Genomic DNA, 16,349 nt, shown 5'->3' with positions numbered 1-16,349 from the left:
AGGGAAGAAGCGAGCGGTCCGCGCTCAGGAGGGGCGTCGTACGAGTTCCACGCCGAGCAGTTCCACTCGCGGGGACCCGTCCGGGTCGATGAGCGCGACATCGCAGCGCGCTCCCGTGTCGTGCACCTTCCCGGCCCGCACCACGCAGCGCGCCGTGTCCAGGACCGGCCCGCGCCGGTGCACCCGGCACTCCGCGACCGCCATGGGGAGCGTGGCGTCACCGAGTTGTTCCCCGGCCCACAGCACCGCGAGTTGCAGGGCGCCGTCCACGGCGGCGGGGTCGAGCTGCCAGTGGGCACCGTCCCAGCCGAGTGCGTGCACGCCGCACACCGTCGCTTCGGCTCCCTCCTTGCCGATGCCGTGCACGGACCGGACGGCCTGGAACCGCGGCCCGTGGAACAGCACCCGTCCGTCGTAGATCCCGTCGTGCCGAGGGTGGGCGAGGCCCTGTGGGGTGTCCCAGTCCGTCGAGTGCGGGGGGCTCGCCTCGAACTCCAGTTGGGTCCGGAAGTGGGGCATTCCCTTGTCCCCGACCAGTTCCGCCTCCAGGGCCGAGGGCGACCCGGTCGCGGCGCACCGACCGCGCAGGACGAGCTGGTGGCCTTCCCCCGCCAGGTGCGGGAGGGTGACCTTGTCGAAGACGCGCAGATCCCGCAGTACCAGGTGGGGCGCACCGGGCCGCCAGGCCGCGGCGGCACCGGCGAACCAGTCCATGGCCGTCGCCACCGGCAGGACGGGGACACCGGCGATGTCGTGGTCGGCGAGGTAGGGATGCCGGTGCGCGTGGATGCGGATCTGGGCCGGCGCGGGCTCGGCTGCGGACGGGTCCGGGCCGTCCCCGGCCGCGATGACCACCCGGGCGTCGGCGCCCGGGGCACCGAGCTCGGCGGTGAAAGCGGCGGCGCCCCGGTCGAGGGGGAGGAGAGGAATGCCGGACCGGACGAAGTGCCCGGCCAGCGCCGGGGTGACCATGCCGCCGTGCCACGGGCCCCAGGCGATGGACCGCACGAGGCAGCCGGGCCGCCGGGTGCGTTCGGCACAGGCCAGGTGGTTGAGCACCTCGTTGGCCATGGCGTAGGCGCACTGTCCGGCGTTGCCGAAGACCGCGGCCACCGAGGAGAACAGGACGAGGGTGTCGACCGGGTCCCCCTCGGTCGCGGCGAGCAGCGCGCGCAGGCCGTCGACCTTGGTGGCCAGCACCGTGTCGAACTGCTCGTCGGTCTTGTCGGCGATCAGCTTGTCCGCGAGCACCCCGGCCCCGTGCACGATCCCCGTGATCGGACCCCAGTCGCGGCGCACCTCCTCCAGTACGTCGTGCAGCGCCTTGCCGTCCCGGACGTCCACGGACACGTACCGGACCCGGGAGCCGGCGCCTTCGAGGGCGGCCAGCGTGGACCGGATCTCGCGGGCCGCCAGAATTCCGCGGGCCTGCGAAGCGATCGCGGCGGGAGTGCCGGCATCGGCGTGCTGCGCGAGGGCGTGGACGAGTGCGGCCTCGTCGGCCGCCGCCGTCAGCCCCGGCGGTTCGTCGGCCGGCTCGGTGCGGCCGAGGAGCACGATCCGTGGCGTATGGGTCCTGGCGAGGTCCAGCAGTGCCGCCGCGGTCACTCCGCGGGCCCCGCCGGTGGCGACGATCACCGAGTCCGGTCCGATGTGCGGGGCGCGGGCTTGGGGGGCCGGGTCCAGGGGTTCCTGAACCGGGGTCGGCGTGACGCGGGTTCCGTCCGCACGCAGGCCGACGTCCGCCGCGGGGCCGCCGTTGAGCAGCTCGCCGACGACGGCTTCGGCGACGGCGGCCGCGTCGCGCCCGCCGCGTTCGCAGTCGATCGCCTTGACCGAGGCGGTGGGCCACTCCCTGGCCGCGGTCCTGGCCAGCGCGGCGATACCTCCGGAGCAGGCCCTCTCGGGCTGTCCGCCGCTCAGCCCGAAGTCGCCGCCGGTGTCCTGCACCGTGACGAAGACTCCGCCCCGTGCGGTGAACTGCGCCGCGACCGACCGTGCCGCCCGGAAGACGTCGCGCTGCAGGTGCAGGGCGTCCTCGGGGGAGGTGACAGGTGCGAGGCCACCGAGGTGCACGACCGCGCGGGAGTCGGCGGGAACAGTGGTGACGACGGTGGCCGGGACACCGTGGTCGACCAGTCGGGCCGCCACCAGTTCGGCGATGCCACCGCCGTCCTCGACCACGGCGACCGGCTCGTCACCGAGGCCGGCCATCGTCAGACCGGGTGCCGGGGTGTCGAGCGCCCGGATCGCGAGCCTGCTGAGTGCCGGCTGCTCCGCGGGCGCGGATACGGGGTCCAAGGGTTCGGGCCGGGCAGTGGCGATCCCGTGTTGCGCGCCGACGGTTTCGGGTCGGGCGATGGCGCTCCCGGGTTGCGCGACGGCGGTCTCGGGCCGGACGCCCGCGGTGTCGGGTTGGGCGGGGCCGCTCTCGACCGGGTCGGCGCCGGACGCGGTGGTGAACGCGTCGACGAGCTGCCGAAGGCTGCGCAGCTTCAGCAACTGTGCGACATCGCCGTCCGGTTGCTCGCCCCCGACCCGCTCGCGTACGGCGGACAGGATCTCGACCCGCTTGATCGAGTCCACTCCCAGGTCCGACTCCAGTTCCATGTCCACGTTGAGCATCGCGACCGGATATCCCGTCCGCTCCGCCACGACCGACAGCAGCAGCTCCTCGAACTCGGCCGCCGTCATCGCCCGGGACACCTCCGGGGCTGCCGGTGGCGGCGGTGTCTGCCGGCGTACGTCGTGGGACGTGGTCTGCTTCGGCACCGGCGGGGGCGGGGGCGCCGCGGCTTCCGGCGGCGCGGAGAGTCGGGGAGCCCTGGGCAGCTCCGTCGCCACGGTCGGCGCGCCGGGCGCCGGAAGCGGCGCGGGAAGGCCGGTGCGCTCACCGCCCCGGACCCCGAGCATGGCGGTGAGCGTCGTCTGCGTCATGTGCAGAAACGCCATGTGGCTGTCGGTCAGCATGCGTTGGCAGGCGGTGTGGGCCTCCGCGGTGTGCCGTTGCACGTTGTCGAACACGGCGTACCAGGCGGCGTCCGGGCCGGCTGCCGGGGGCTCGGCGAGCGCACCGGGCGCGGGGACTGTGGCAGCGGGGAAGGCGCCGGCGCGACCCTCGGCAGCGGGATGCGCGGCAGACGTCGGCACGGGCGTGGGCATCGGTACCGGCACCGGCACGGGTGTCTGCGTCGGTGCGGCGGCCGGGGGCTCCGCGGGCGGACGGGGCGGGTTGGGCGCGGGCAGCGCGTCGGCTCCACCGGCGGGCGGATAGAGCCGGCCGTAGTTCCTGCCGTTGATCTGTACGGCCATCCTGGGCTCGTTCTCCTTGGCTGCTGCGGTAGGTGGTGTGTACGGCTCCCACAAGCCGTCGTGGTCGAGTTGTGCGCCCCGTACGGCGAGCCGGCCGAGCGCGTCCTGGAGGGCGGTGACGCCGTTGCGCCCCCTGCGGTCCAGGCCGACCGCCAGGTGCTCGCGTTCGCCGAGGATCTGCCCGACGAGACCCGTCAGCGTGTCGCCGGCGCCGACCTCGACGAAGGTCCGTACCCCGGCCGTGTACATCGCCTCCACCTGGTCGCTGAACAGCACCGGCGAGGCGAGATGGTCCGCGATCCTGCGCCGGATGCTCTCCGGGGCGGCCGGATACACCGCGGCGTCGGCGTTCCCGTAGACGTCGAGCCGGGGCTCCCGGACATCGAGGGTGCGCAGATGTGCCAGCAGTGGCTCGCTCGCCGAAGCGACGACCGGGCTGTGGAAAGCTGTTGAGGCGTCCAGACGCCGGGTGACGATCCCCTCGGCGGCGAGCTTCTGCTCAAGGGTCTCGACCGAGCCCGCCGCGCCGGAGACCACCACCTGTGCCGGGGCGTTGTGGTTGGCCACCCACACGTCGGCGGCACCGATGCCGGCGACGATCGCCTCGACCCGGGCTCGCCCGGCGACGACGGCCAGCATCGCGCCGGGCACGGCCGCGGCCTCCCGCATCAGCTCACCGCGCCGCCGGGCGAGGCCCACCAGCGACTCGGCGTCCAGTGACCCCGCGGCGTACAGGGCCACCAGTTCGCCGAAGCTGTGACCCGCCACGCAGTCCGGCCGCAGCCCGAGGCCGCGCAGCACTTCCAGCAGAGCGAGACTGTGTACGGCCAAGGCGGGCTGCGCCCACTCGGTGTCGGTCAGCAGCGCGTGCTGCGCGGACCGTTCCTCGTCGCCGAAGGCGGGCGGCGGGAAGACCACCCGGTGCAGGTGGCGACCACCGAACTCCTCGGCGGCCAGGCGGTCCCACACCTCCTGGGCCGCCGGCGCCAGCATGGCCACGTCCGCACCCATGCCGACGTACTGGGCTCCCTGTCCCGGGAAGAGGAAGCCGATCCGGCCCACGGAGGCTTCGCCCGTCGCGTAGTGGATGCCGGTCGGGGTGGAGAAGTCCGCCCCCTCCTGCTGGGTGATCATCGCGGAAGCCTGGCCGAACTTCTCCGCCAGCTCGTCCCTGTCGGCCGCGACGATCGCGAGCCGTACGGCGTCGCTCGCGCGGAAGTCCCGCTGGCTCTCGCGTGCCATCTCGGCAAGCGGACGGGCGTTGTCGGATGTGCGCTCCAGCAGGGCCTGTGGCGACGCAGCGCTGAACAGCACCAGTTCGGTGGGCGCGGTCCGGGCGCGCCACGGCACGCGGCCTCTCGACCCGGCGGGGGGCGTGTACTCCTCCAGGGTGACGTGGAAGTTGCTGCCACCGAAACCGAAGCTGGAAACCGCTGCCCGGCGCGGATGGTCGGCGGGGCGTACCCAGGGGCGCGGCCTCGTGCTCACGTAGAACGGACTGTCGCCGATTTCCAGCGCGGGATCGGGCCGGTCGACTTTGATCATCGGCGGCAGTGTCCGGTGATGCAGAGCCAGAACGCTTTTGAGCAGGCCGACGGCCCCGGCGGCGCACTTGGTGTGGCCGATCTGCGACTTGACCGAACCGAGCGCACACCACTGCTTGTCCTTACGGCCGGACTCCTCGAAGACCTGGCGCAGTGCGGTGAACTCCGCGGCGTCCCCCGCGCCGGTCCCGGTGCCGTGCGCCTCCACCAGTTCGACGGTCTCCGGACCGTAGCCGGCCTCGTCGTAGGTGCGGCGCAGTGCCCGCGCCTGGCCCTGCGGCAAGGGCGCGTAGATCGCGGTGCCCTTCCCGTCCGACGAGCTGCCGAGCCCGCGGACGACCGCGTAGATCCGGTCGCCGGCGAGCTCCGCGTCCTTCAGCCGCTTCAACGCGTACATGACGAGGCCCTCGCCCAGCATGGTGCCGTCGGCCGCGTCGGAGAACGGCCGGCAGTCACCGCTGGGGGACAGGGCCGGCGTCTTGGAGAAGCACAGGAAGGTACCGGCGTCGTTCGCCGTGTCGACACCACCGCTGATCACCAGATCGGACCGGCCGAGGGACAGCTCGCTCACGGCCGCCGACAGCGCCGCGAAGGAGCTCGCGCAGGCGGCGTCCGTGGTGTGGTTGGTGCCGTGCAGGTCGAACTTGTTCGCGATCCGGCCCGCGATGACGTTGCCGAGCATTCCCGGGAACGTCGCCTCCTGCCAGGGCGTGTAGTGGTCGGTGATGCGGTCGCAGACCGCCTGCGCCTCCCCTTCGGGAACACCGCTCTCCCGCAGTGCCTTCAGCCACACCGGCCGTTGGATGCGCGCGTTCATGTGGGTCGCGAGCTCCGGCGCGGTGGCGCCCAGGATGACGCCCACGCGGTCGCGGTCCGTACCGGCGAGTCCACCGAGGTCGGTGACGACCTGTTCGGCGACCATGAGGGCGAGGAGCTGCGTGGTGTCCGTCGCGGCAAGGGTGTTCGGCGGAATGCCGAACGCCAGAGGGTCGAAACCGACGTCGGGCAAAAACGCCCCCCGCCGTGCGTAGGTCTTGTCCGGGGCGGTGGGATCGGCGTCGTAGTAGTCCTCGACGAGCCAGCGGGAGGCGGGCACGTCGGTGATCAGGTCGCGGCCCGACACGACGGTGCGCCAGAAACTCCCGGCGTCCGGCGATCCGGGCAGCAGCGCGCCGATTCCGACCACGGCGATCGGCACTTGTCGGGGACGGATGTCGGGCATGCTTTCCACTTTTCTCGGGATCGGTACGCGCTCGGCGGCGGAGGAGTGCGGTCAGGCGAGGGGGCGCGGCGTGAAAACGGACGCCGAGGGCGGTACCGGCACGCCGTACGTGCGGAGTTGGTGCGCGCGGGTGGCCACGGCGGCGCCTTCGAGCAGGTTGAGGGCGATCTGCACCACGGACCGGTTGGCACGTTCCGCCAGGAAGCTGCCGGCGGTCCACCGGTTGAACGCGCCCATCGCCGGCCCGCACCAGATCTGGTAGTCGCTGCGCCGGGACGTCTCCCCAGCGATCGCCCAACGGCTGGAGTTCCCCAGGTACCAGCGGAAGACGAGTGCCATGCGGTGCTTGGGGTCGTTCTGCGCCCGTGCGACCTCCGAAGGATCGCGGTCCTGCCAGAACTCGCGCGTCCTGGCCCAGATCTCTTCGACGGGGGCTCCCAGCACCTCCTGTTCGATCCTGGTCCGCACCCGCGGGGGCAGCTCCTCCAGCGACGGATGGTCCCGGTACGCCTCATACAGCCGGCCGGCCCTGGGGGCGAACATGGTTCCGCGACGCAACACCTGAAGTTTGACGCCGAGTTCGAACATGTCGGCCGCCGGTGCCATGATCACGTCGGCGATGTCGGCGTCGGCCAGCATCGCTTTCGCGTCGTCGGAAAGGCCGGCTTCCACGGCCACCTGGTTCACCGACCCCGTCACCACGTACTCGGCGCCGAGGGCGAACGCGGAAGCGACAGCGCCCGGCGTGCCCAGCCCACCGGCTGCGCCGACCCTGGCGGTACGGCTGTAGCCGAAGCGCCGCGTGAGTTCGTCGCGCAGGAGCAGGATGCGCGGCAGCAGGACTCCGAGCGGCCGGTTGTCGGTGTGTCCGCCGCTGTCGGACTCCACGGTGACGTCCTCCGCCACGGGCACCCGCCCCGCCAACTCCGCTTCTTCCGAGCTGAGTTCGCCTCGCTCCACCAGGGGGCGCAGCAGTCCCGGCGGTGCCGGGGAGAGGAACTGTTCCGCGACCTCCGGGCGCGACACCTTGGCGAAGAGCCGGGTCCGCCGGACGATCTGCCCGTCCGCGCCCCGGCTCAGCCCGGCAGCCGAGCACAGCACCACGGCCGGCGTGAGTCCCATGAACGCCGACGCCGAGACACAGGGGACGGCGTGCCGCAGGAGGAGCCCGGCGACGCCGTACTCCAGCTCGGGCTCACTCGGTGAATGGATCAGGTTCACACCCCAGTTGGGCCTGTCGCCCAGCTCCGCCGCGAGCTCGCGCACCGCTCGCTCGACCTCGGGAAACCCGAGCCCGCCCGCACCGAAGAACCCCAGCATCTCGGCACGGGCCATCGCGGCCACCATCCGCGTCGTCGCGATGCCGTTCGCCATTTCCCCTGCCACGTAGGGGAAGCGGACACCGTGTGCCTCGCAGAAAGTGCGTCCGCCCAGCCACTCCGGATACAGCGGCGGCAGCGTGCCGATGACCTCGCCCGCGGGTCTGGGTCCCATCACCAGCCCGAGCCGGGTGCCCGCGGAGTCGGCCACGACGTGCGCGGGTCGGCGTACTTGCTGAGCACAGGCCGCGATCTGCTCGGGCGCGAAGGCCGGCGCGGCAGCAATCGTTTCTTCAGGACGTGCCAGAACGGACAAGGGGGTTTCCCATCAGCATGCGGAGGTGCGAACAGCGGCCTGCGTCGCCAAGCGGTACTGCCGGAACGCTGGACCCGTATGGCCGTGCCCGGCCGGAGACTCCGGCGGTGATGCCGTCCACTCCGTGTCGAGTCCGGACCCCAGGTAGTCCAGGTCGACGCGGACGCCCGAGGAGACGGCACCCAGGAGCGTCCGTACGCGGGTGTCGTCGAAGCGTCGGCGGTGGCTGAGATACGGGGCGAAGCCGGGATGGAGGGCCACGGCCGCTTCCAGCGGGGTGGGGTCGTCAGGTCTGTTGGCGACGAGCTGCACGCGCACCGGAAACATGCGCTCCATGAGTGCGACGAGGGTCGTGACCGGAACGTCGTGGTCATGCACGACGTGGTAGGTCTCGACCCGCGTCGAGTGTGGGCCGTTCGCCAGCCGGACCATGACGTCGGCCGTATGCTCCACCGGCATCAGGTTCAAGTGGCCGCGCGGGTGGCCGACCACGCGTACGACCGGCCGGTCCTTCTCCGGAACGTCCACGCCTGTGGAGGTCGTGCCGAGCCTCGCGGACTCTGCGATCCGGCCGAAGAACTGCAGCGGATGCAGAGGCAGTTCCGGGTGCGGGGGGAGGGCCGAGACGAGGATGCTCGGCCGCATGACCACGGCGGACCGCCCGTGAGCCAGTGACCACTCGTGCACCAGGGTTTCGGCCTCGTACTTGGACCGCTCATAGCCGTTCTCGAAGCCGTGTGCGGCGTCCAGCTCGTCCTCGTAGACCACGCCCTCGCGGCGGGCTCCGCCGACGAAGGCGGTGCTGATGTGATGGACCATCGGTCTCCGCGCCCCGGCCGCGGCCAGGTTCAGCACGCTCCGGGTCCCTTCGACGTTGACCCGGCGCAGGTTCACGAGGTCGTCGTCCAGATTGATGTTGCCCGCGCTGTGCCAGATCACGTCCAGCTCGTCCGCCAGCCGCCGGAACTCAGCATCGGCCAGGCCCATCCGCGGCTGCCCCAGCTCGATCTCCACGACACGGATGCGGACGGGCAGTTCCGCGACCGACTCGGCGGGTGCGCCGGTCAGCTCCATGAATCGCGCGATCCGGCCGAGCGCGTCCCGCGACCCGGCATGGGCCAGGACCGTCAGCGAGTCGTGCTGCTCAAGCAGCCGCCTGACGAGACGCAGTCCGAGGAACCCGGTGGCACCGGTGAGGGCGACGTGCACGTTCGACGCTCCAAGATCGGCGGAACAGGGACGGGCTGCCCCTCGCGATGCCCGGGAGCTGCTCAGGCCCTCCCGGCGGTCGCTTCGGCAGACCACAAGGACAACGTCGGGCCCGTCGCGTGGAAACGGGGACACTGGTGGGTTCGAGGAAGTGCACCCGAACGGGTTGCCCTTGCGCCCGCGGAAGTTCGGGCCCTCTGACCCTGCCTGTCGAGACCCTGGGCACGGCGGCCGGCCCGCGCACAGCGGAATGGGCCTGCGAGTGCTGGGCCGCCCGGTCACCGAGACGGAGATCCGTGAAGCACTCCACGCTGACGGACACAACGATCTCGCCCCGCCGAGAGGAGAGTTCCTCGTCGCCCGCGATCACCAGGGCAATCTGCTCGGTTACGCCGGGGTGCGGCTGCTGGCGGGTTCCCCGACGACGGCGGAGCTGAAGCGGATGTACGTACGGCCCGCCGGGCGAGGGGCGGGTTTGGGGCGCGGTCTGCTCCGAGCCGTCGAGGCGTCGGCACAGCAGCTGGGTGCCTCACGGATCGTGTGCGAGACAGCGAACTGACCGAGGCACGGGCCTTGTACGCGGCGCACGGTTACGAGGAGATCGAACCCTACGACGGTCACGGCAAGGCGGACCACTGGTACGCCAAGCCCCTCCGCCGAACAGAACGGCGCGCGGCCACCGGCCGGGACGAAGAGGTCGGCCGCGGACCGCATCCCGTGCACCTCGGCCCGCTGCTCGCACTCCAGCGCTGAAGACACTTCACCGGGGGCCGTGCTCGGTCCAGGGCCCACAGGCCGTCGTGCTCGGCCGGTGGCACTCCCGTACTCGCCACCGCGCCGCGGCCATGGTCCTTTTCGGCGGTCGGGACCGCACGTGTCCCGACGGGCGCTAGCGTGAGGTCTCATGATCGTATGGCTGAACGGCACTCACGGCGCGGGCAAGACGACGACCAGTGCACTTGTGCAGCAACTGCTGCCCGATGCACGGGTGTTCGACGCCGAGAAGGTCGGCGAGACACTCATGGACATTACGCCCGGGCTCCCCTGGACGGGCAACTTCCAGGACTGGCCGCCGTGGCGGCCGCTCGTCGTCGAGACTGCCCGCCACGTGCTCGACTACACCGGCGGCACCCTGGTGATGCCCATGACGGTCCTGGTCGAGCGATACTGGCGGGAGATTCGTGCGGGCCTTGCCGAGCATGCCATTCCGGTACGGCACTTCGTCCTCCATGCCGACCGTGAGACTCTCCGCGGGCGTATCGAGGGAGATACGGATCCGGGCCCCTCCTCCTTCCGTCTCGCGTACCTGGAGCCCTACGCCGAAGCGGCCCGCACATGGCTGCACGACGAGGCCGAGGTCATCGACACCACGCACCTCACGCCCGCCCGGGCCGCCCGGCAGATCGCGGAGGCAGTCAGGAGCTGAACCGCCCCGACGGTCGTCGCTGCTGGCCTTGTAACCCTTGTACCTCGGGTCAAGAGGCCCGATGAGCCGCCGCATGCGCGGCGCATGGCGCACGGGCACGCTTGTTGTCACCCACGCGCCGTGAGCCGAGGGTCACCGGTTGAGGAGCGATTCCGCGATCGTGGCGGAGGAGGGGGCAAGACGGGTCCTGCCGTCGTCGATGTCCCAGAGTGAGTTCTGCAGCAGTCGCCCCAGGGTCCAGCCGGTCGCGCGTGCGCGGTCCAGACCGAGGGTTTCGGTGAGCAGGTCGAAGCGGCGCTGCACGATGCGCCGGGTGTCGCCCTTCGCCACGACGTCGTCCCACCGGCTGTCCAGGGCGGGCCACAGATCGAATCCCGGGTCTCCGGCGAGCGGTTCGGGATCGATGGCGATCCACGGCTCGCGCTGTCCGGCGAGGACTTGTCGTAGTGCAGATCCCAGTGCAGCATCCGGTCCCCGGGCTCACCGGCCAGTTCGGCCACTGCTGATGCCCAGTTCCGCATGCGTCGACGGTCGGCCGGGTCGGCCAGATGTGTGATCGCTCGGAGGACCTGGTCCAGCATCTCGTGGGCGATGCCGCCGAGACTGCGCAGTCCACTTGGCGCGGGGACCGCGACCAGCCGCGCGAGAAGCCCGGCGAGTGTGCTCATCGCCGCGTCGTCGCCGAGCGAGGCCAGAGTGCGGGAGCCGTCCAGGCGCTCCAGGAGCATGGTGCCGCTCACGGGGTCGTGATCGAGCAGTCGTACCATTCCCTTGCCGTTCCAGGTACGGAGCCCGATCAGGGCAGCGGTGGTTTCCTGCCGGGGCATCTGGAGCCTGAGGACCGCAGACGTGCCGTTGTGGCGCAGCACCGGCAGAACGAGAGAGGCTTCTCCAGCCCCGACGGTTCCATCCCGTGCCAGCTCCCAGCGTTCCAGCATTGCTGTCGCGAGAGCCGGTAACCCGGCGATCCAGGCTCGCCCTTCCCCGCCGAAGCCCGTGAGGTACGAGGCCGTCAGGTGTTGCGGGACCTCGTCCGCATCCAAGGTCCTCACGTCGGACCGCCTTTCCAGGGAGTCGGGTCCGCAACCTACCGGAGGGCGACTCACGGCATGCCGTCGCACCGCGGCATCTCGCAGTGTGCCCGTCCTGGTCAGGATCTCGTGCACCGACGAGCCACTATCGTGGAGCTGTGACCGGTTCTGCCGCACAGCGTCCAGTGCTCTTCCTCGATGTCGACGGGCCGCTCATTCCGTTCGGAACCGCACCGCGGGAGCATCCGGACGGACATCCGACTTTTGAGACAGGTCCCGAAGTACTGGGAGCCGACTCGAACCCACTCCTGGCCAGGATCAATCCCGAACACGGGCCCCGACTCGCGGCGCTACCGTGCGATGTGGTCTGGGCCACGACATGGATGGCCGACGCGAACGCATGCGTCGCGCCCCGGATCGGCTTGCCCGAGCTGGCGGTGGTGGTCTGGCCGGAACCTTCCGACGAGGACGAGCAGGCTGAGCGGGCCGGACTGCACTGGAAAACCCGCGCTCTCATCGACTGGGCCGCCGGGCGCCCGTTCGCCTGGGTCGACGACGAAATCACGGACACCGATCGCGCCTGGGTATCCGCACACCACCGAGGGCAAGCCCTGCTCCATCGTGTCGACCCCCGCCGAGGCCTCACCGAACCGGACTACGTCGCACTCAAGGAGTGGTTGCACCAGGTTTCACAGGGGCGTCCCCTCGCATAGCGCTGGTTGCGGATTCCCGAGCACCGGACTGCCCTCGGTACGGGTACGGGTACGGGTCGTCCCGTCGGCCGTCAGTGGCGTCAGGTCCGAATGAAGACGCGCGGTCGCGGGCGCGGGGCCGCCCCGCACCGTCAACGGGCCCTCTCCTTGCGGGAGATGAGCACCTGCACCCCATCCAGGATCCGCTCCACCCCGAAGGCGAACAGGGTGTCCAGATCGAGGGCGAACTCCCCCTCCTCCTCGAAGAGCCTGCCGAGGGTCGGGTAGCCCCCCGCCGACTGGACGACCTCCGCGCGCGGCTCGTGGGATGCCATCCACTCCTCCGGCGTCATCCCGGTGTCCTGTCGGGCCCGGTTCTCCACCTCGGTTGCCGCGGCCAGCCCCTGGATGTGCCCGAACAGGGTCAGGTGGGTGTGCAGCATCTCGTACGAGGTGAGTCCGTGCCCGTTCAGTGCGCGCAGCACCCACTCCGTGTACCGCATCGCCTCCGGGGCCGCGGTCGGCCGGGTGAAGGATGCCATGGCCTGCGCCATCCACGGGTGGCGTTCGTAGATCTGCCACAACCACTGTGCGGCATGGGTGAGTCGGCGGCGCCAGTCCTGTGCGCCGACTCCGCCGTGCGGCTCTCCCAGCGGCCGCTCGGCGAAGGCCGCCTCCGACATCAGGTGCACCAGGTCGGCCTTGCCGGGTACGTGCCGGTACAGGGCCATGGTGGACACCCCGAGGTCGGTGGCGACCCGGCGCATGGTGAGCATGGCCAGCCCCTCGGTGTCCGCGATGGCGATCGCGGTGCGCACGATGCGGGCCCGGCTCAGGCCGCCCGGAGTGCGGCCGTGGTGCGAGGCGGACGCCGCCGTCGCGTCCACGACGACGGTGCCGACTCCGGGCACCGCCCGTACGAGCCCCTCCTGCGCGAGCGAGGCCAGCGCCTTGCTCGCGGTGGCCATCGCGACGCCCCACTCCCGGGTGATCCGCCGGGTGGAGGGCACCTTGTCGCCGGGCGAGAGGTCGCCGCGGGAGATCCGGTGGCGAATGTCGTCGGCGATCCGGGCCGAAGGGGTCGTCTTCCGGTCGATGGCGGACGCCGACCGGGCGGAGGGGGTCGTCATGCCCCGCACTGTACTCGCGGGTGCACTAGTGCACTACCGGGGTGAACCGTCCCTGGCCTGCGGACCGGACGCGGTGCACTAGGTCACTTGTTGCTGGGTTCCCCCGGGGGTGCTTATTTCGTACACGCGCCACTGGCGTACGCCGTACAGACACCCCTCAGGAGCCCATCGTGACTGTCCCACCGACACCACAGGACCACCCCCAGCCACCGCCGCCTCCCCTCGCGGGCCGCAAGGAGTGGACCGCCCTCGGCGTCCTGATGCTGCCCCTGCTCCTCGTCTCCATGGACGTCTCCGTCCTCTACTTCGCGATCCCTTTCATCAGCCAGGACCTGGCGCCGAGCGCCACCCAGCAACTCTGGATCCTGGACGTGTACGGCTTCGTCCTGTCCGGTCTGCTCATCACCATGGGAACGCTCGGTGACCGGATCGGCCGCCGCAGGCTGCTGCTGTCCGGGGCGGTCGCCTTCGGCGCGGCGTCGGTGGCGGCGGCGTACGCGTCGACCCCCGACCTGCTCATCGCGGCAAGGGCGTTGCTCGGAGTCGGCGGGGCGACGCTGATGCCGTCCACTCTCGCCCTCATCCGCAACCTGTTCCGCGACTCCGCCCAGCGCGCCAAGGCCGTCACGCTGTGGACGGCGGTGATGGCGGCCGGCATCTCGCTCGGCCCGGTTCTCAGTGGCGTACTCCTCGAACACTTCTGGTGGGGCTCGCTGTTCCTGATCAACCTGCCCGCGATGCTGCTCCTCCTGGTGCTCGCGCCCTTCCTCCTGCCCGAGTTCAAAAGTACGCCCCGCCCCGGCTTCGACCTGCTGAGCGCGCTGCTGTCGCTGGCCGCAGTGCTGCCCGTCGTCTACGGCATCAAGGAGGTGGCGAAGAGCGGGATCCACGTCCTGCCGCTGGTCCACGTCGCCGCGGGCGTGGCCCTCGGCCTCCTCTTCGTCCGCAGACAGCGCTCCCTCGCCCAGCCGATGATCGACCTCACGATGATCCGCCGACGCGCCTTCGGTGGAGCGGTGGTGGCGAACGTCCTTGCCATGTTCGCCACCGTCGGTTTCGCGGTCTTCTTCAACCAGTACCTGCAGTCCGTCCTGGGCATGCGGCCGCTGGAGGCGGCACTGTGGAGCCTGGTGCCGTCGGGGGCGGCGTTCGTGTGCGCCCCGGTCGGGGCGATGCTGGCGGGGCGGATCAACCGGGCGCACGTCATGGCAGGCGGGTTCGCGATCGCGGCGGCGGGCTTCGTGTGGCTGACCCAGGTCCGCACGGACTCGCCCCTGTGGTTCGTGCTCACCGGCTGTGCGACCTACGTCGGCGGCATCATCACCGCGATGACCCTCGCGAACGAAATGGCCCTGGGAGCTGCCCCGCCGGAGCGGGCGGGCGCGGCGGCCTCGGTGATCGAGTCGGGGACGGAATTCGGTGGGGCGCTGGGGATGGCGGTCCTGGGCAGCATCGGAGCCGCGGTGTATACGCGGGAGATGGCGGGTCCCGTCACGGGCCCGGGTGCGGGGCCCGTACCCGAAGCCGTGCGCGAGACGCTGGGCGGCGCAGTCGCAGCCGCCCGCCACCTGCCGGCCGCGCAGGCGGAGTCACTGCTCGCCTCGGCCCGCGAAGCCTTCACGCAGAGCCTCAACTACGCGGCGCTGGGAGCGGCGGTGTTCATGCTGCTGGCGGCAGCATGCGCAGTCATGATGCTGCGACACGGCGCGGACCCGGGAACGCCGGCCCCGGCTTCCGAACCCCTGGAGCGGTCCGGTCGCGCATGACCGGGCGGTTCGGCCCTGCTGGAAGCGAAGGGCGGTCAGCCCCGTGCACGTCCGCGCAGAAGGTGACCGTGGGCGAGTCGCAATGCGGTGGCGGTGACCGATGACCTGGTGTTTGGATGCCCGCGTGACTTCTGTGGATCTTGCTGATCGCTCCGAGCGCGTACTGCTGGACCGGCTTGAGGGGTACTACGACGCGGTGCCGCGTCCGAGCGCCCGGGTCGAGGACTTCGGACCGCTGACTCTGTTCGTGCGGGAGGGCGAGGGATGGCCGTTCTACGCACGTCCGGCTCGGGGACGCTCCGGCGGGGTGAGCGCCGCCGACGTGGCCCGGGTCCGTGCCCGGCAGCGCGAACTCGGGATTCCGGAGAGTTTCGAGTGGATCGCCGAGACCACGCCCGCGCTACGGGCCGCGATCGAGGACTCGGGGCTTGAGGTGCACGAGCACCCCTTGATGGTGCTCGACCCGAGCGCCCCGGTCCCCGCTGCGCACGAGTTGCCCGGCGGATTGCGGGTGCGGACCCTGGGTCCGGACGATCCGGCGCTGGCGAGCGCGCTGGCCGTACCCCATCTTGCTTTCGCGGAGCCCGGGACCGGTATCGGCTCGGCGGGAGTCACCGAGCTCGCCGAAGCCGTGCGCGGCCTGGCTCGCGACGGGTCGGTGGAACGTGCGGTGGCGCGGATCGAAGCGGGTCTGACGTCCATCGCCGCAGCAGTGGAAAGCAGCGGGACGGTGCTGTGCGCCGGCCAGCACCAGCCGGTCGGATCGGTCAGCGAGATCGTCGGTGTCGGAACGCTGCCCGCCTCGCGCCGTCGCGGACTTGGGATCGCCGTCACCAAGGCGCTGGTGGCCGACGCCCGAGCGCGAGGAGTGGAAACTGTCTTCTTGTCGGCAGGCGACGATGATGTCGCCCGGATCTACGCCCGTCTGGGCTTCCGACGTGTGGCGACCGCCCTGATCGCCGAGCCTGCCGAGTAGGCCACGACCGTCTGCCGGTTTCCGCGTGACCGGGGCCTTACCCGGCAAGACCGTGATCTCCGGCGCGATGTCGGTCGGACGGGAATCGACACCACCTTCGCCGCGCGGACGGGGTTCCGGCCGTCGAAGCCACTTCCATGCCTGCTCGAACGATGGGCTCCAACCCCGAGTACGGGGCAGGACCCCAGCCAACGACCTTGAGCTGGTTGCAGCAGGCTCAAGTCACCCACCACTCGTGAGGGCCGCTTTCGATGCGCCCGTGACCTCTGACGTCGCGTGCCGTCGAACCCTGCTCGGGTTGCCATCGAAAGACCGAGCAACGGCGGTGTGTGTCACCGGAATTGGACGGCACAGGTGGCGCAGCCTGCGGCCGGCCTGCTTCGGCGGGGTCCAGCTACCGCGCCGA

10 protein-coding genes and 1 pseudogene are annotated in these 16,349 nt (G+C 71.2%); 6 read left to right on the top strand and 5 right to left on the bottom strand.

Going from position 1 to position 16,349, the window contains the following annotated elements:
• Positions 1 to 24: 24 nt before the first annotated feature.
• Genes HNQ79_RS25070 through HNQ79_RS25060 form a run of 3 tightly spaced genes read right to left on the bottom strand, consistent with a single transcriptional unit; the run spans position 25 to position 8,922 of the window.
• A complete protein-coding gene (locus tag HNQ79_RS25070) occupies positions 25 to 6,078 on the bottom strand; it encodes a type I polyketide synthase (protein WP_185034809.1) in 6,054 nt (2,017 codons plus the stop codon).
• A gap of 51 nt (positions 6,079 to 6,129) precedes the next feature.
• On the bottom strand, positions 6,130 to 7,713 hold the full coding sequence (locus tag HNQ79_RS25065) for a PfaD family polyunsaturated fatty acid/polyketide biosynthesis protein (protein ID WP_185034807.1): 1,584 nt from the start codon (positions 7,711 to 7,713) through the stop codon (positions 6,130 to 6,132).
• A gap of 12 nt (positions 7,714 to 7,725) precedes the next feature.
• Positions 7,726 to 8,922 carry an SDR family oxidoreductase gene (locus HNQ79_RS25060; protein WP_185034804.1) on the bottom strand — a complete coding sequence of 399 codons (1,197 nt, stop codon included), beginning with the start codon at positions 8,920 to 8,922 and terminating at the stop codon, positions 7,726 to 7,728.
• A gap of 250 nt (positions 8,923 to 9,172) precedes the next feature.
• Here HNQ79_RS25060 and HNQ79_RS33960 point away from each other — a divergent pair, with 250 nt between their 5' ends.
• The 3 genes from HNQ79_RS33960 (at position 9,173) to HNQ79_RS25050 (ending at position 10,348) form a co-directional block, all read left to right on the top strand.
• Complete coding sequence (locus HNQ79_RS33960) at positions 9,173 to 9,481, top strand: GNAT family N-acetyltransferase (RefSeq protein WP_229923473.1); 309 nt, start codon at positions 9,173 to 9,175, stop codon at positions 9,479 to 9,481.
• Entirely contained in the window at positions 9,463 to 9,675 is a 213-nt protein-coding gene (locus HNQ79_RS33955) for a hypothetical protein (protein ID WP_229923474.1), read from the top strand. Before HNQ79_RS33960 ends, HNQ79_RS33955 begins: the two co-directional genes overlap by 19 nt.
• A 151-nt stretch (positions 9,676 to 9,826) precedes the next feature.
• Positions 9,827 to 10,348, top strand: a complete 522-nt coding sequence (locus tag HNQ79_RS25050) for an AAA family ATPase (RefSeq protein ID WP_185034803.1) — start codon at positions 9,827 to 9,829, stop codon at positions 10,346 to 10,348.
• A gap of 132 nt (positions 10,349 to 10,480) precedes the next feature.
• Here HNQ79_RS25050 and HNQ79_RS25045 read toward each other — a convergent pair.
• Positions 10,481 to 11,286, bottom strand: a pseudogene (locus HNQ79_RS25045) (aminoglycoside phosphotransferase family protein).
• Positions 11,287 to 11,537: 251 nt separating this feature from the next.
• Between HNQ79_RS25045 and HNQ79_RS25040 the strand changes: the two are divergent.
• Positions 11,538 to 12,092 carry an HAD domain-containing protein gene (locus HNQ79_RS25040; protein ID WP_185034801.1) on the top strand — a complete coding sequence of 185 codons (555 nt, stop codon included), beginning with the start codon at positions 11,538 to 11,540 and terminating at the stop codon, positions 12,090 to 12,092.
• Between the two features lie 131 nt (positions 12,093 to 12,223).
• Here HNQ79_RS25040 and HNQ79_RS25035 read toward each other — a convergent pair whose 3' ends face one another.
• Positions 12,224 to 13,201, bottom strand: coding sequence for a TetR/AcrR family transcriptional regulator C-terminal domain-containing protein (locus tag HNQ79_RS25035; RefSeq protein WP_185034799.1), 978 nt, complete (start codon positions 13,199 to 13,201; stop codon positions 12,224 to 12,226).
• Positions 13,202 to 13,461: 260 nt separating this feature from the next.
• Here HNQ79_RS25035 and HNQ79_RS25030 point away from each other — a divergent pair, with 260 nt between their 5' ends.
• Together HNQ79_RS25030 and HNQ79_RS25025 are read left to right on the top strand one after the other, a co-directional pair.
• On the top strand, positions 13,462 to 14,967 hold the full coding sequence (locus HNQ79_RS25030; RefSeq protein WP_185035018.1) for an MFS transporter: 1,506 nt from the start codon (positions 13,462 to 13,464) through the stop codon (positions 14,965 to 14,967).
• Positions 14,968 to 15,091: 124 nt separating this feature from the next.
• Positions 15,092 to 15,943 carry a GNAT family N-acetyltransferase gene (locus HNQ79_RS25025; protein ID WP_229923475.1) on the top strand — a complete coding sequence of 284 codons (852 nt, stop codon included), beginning with the start codon at positions 15,092 to 15,094 and terminating at the stop codon, positions 15,941 to 15,943.
• The last annotated feature ends 406 nt before the right edge of the window (positions 15,944 to 16,349 follow it).

Source organism: Streptomyces candidus (assembly GCF_014207445.1).
GTDB classification, from domain to species: domain Bacteria; phylum Actinomycetota; class Actinomycetes; order Streptomycetales; family Streptomycetaceae; genus Streptomyces; species Streptomyces candidus.
The sequence above is the reverse complement of the archived record's forward strand: the minus strand, read 5'-3'. Positions and strand labels throughout refer to the sequence as shown.

Excerpts from the sequence above, each read along its gene's own strand:
- HNQ79_RS25070 (WP_185034809.1), bottom strand. The coding sequence starts at position 6,078 with ATGCCCGACATCCGTCCCCGACAAGTGCCGATCGCCGTGGTCGGAATC.
- HNQ79_RS25035 (WP_185034799.1), bottom strand. The coding sequence starts at position 13,201 with ATGACGACCCCCTCCGCCCGGTCGGCGTCCGCCATCGACCGGAAGACG.
- HNQ79_RS33960 (WP_229923473.1), top strand. The coding sequence starts at position 9,173 with ATGGGCCTGCGAGTGCTGGGCCGCCCGGTCACCGAGACGGAGATCCGT.
- HNQ79_RS25050 (WP_185034803.1), top strand. The coding sequence starts at position 9,827 with ATGATCGTATGGCTGAACGGCACTCACGGCGCGGGCAAGACGACGACC.
- HNQ79_RS25030 (WP_185035018.1), top strand. The coding sequence starts at position 13,462 with ATGCTGCCCCTGCTCCTCGTCTCCATGGACGTCTCCGTCCTCTACTTC.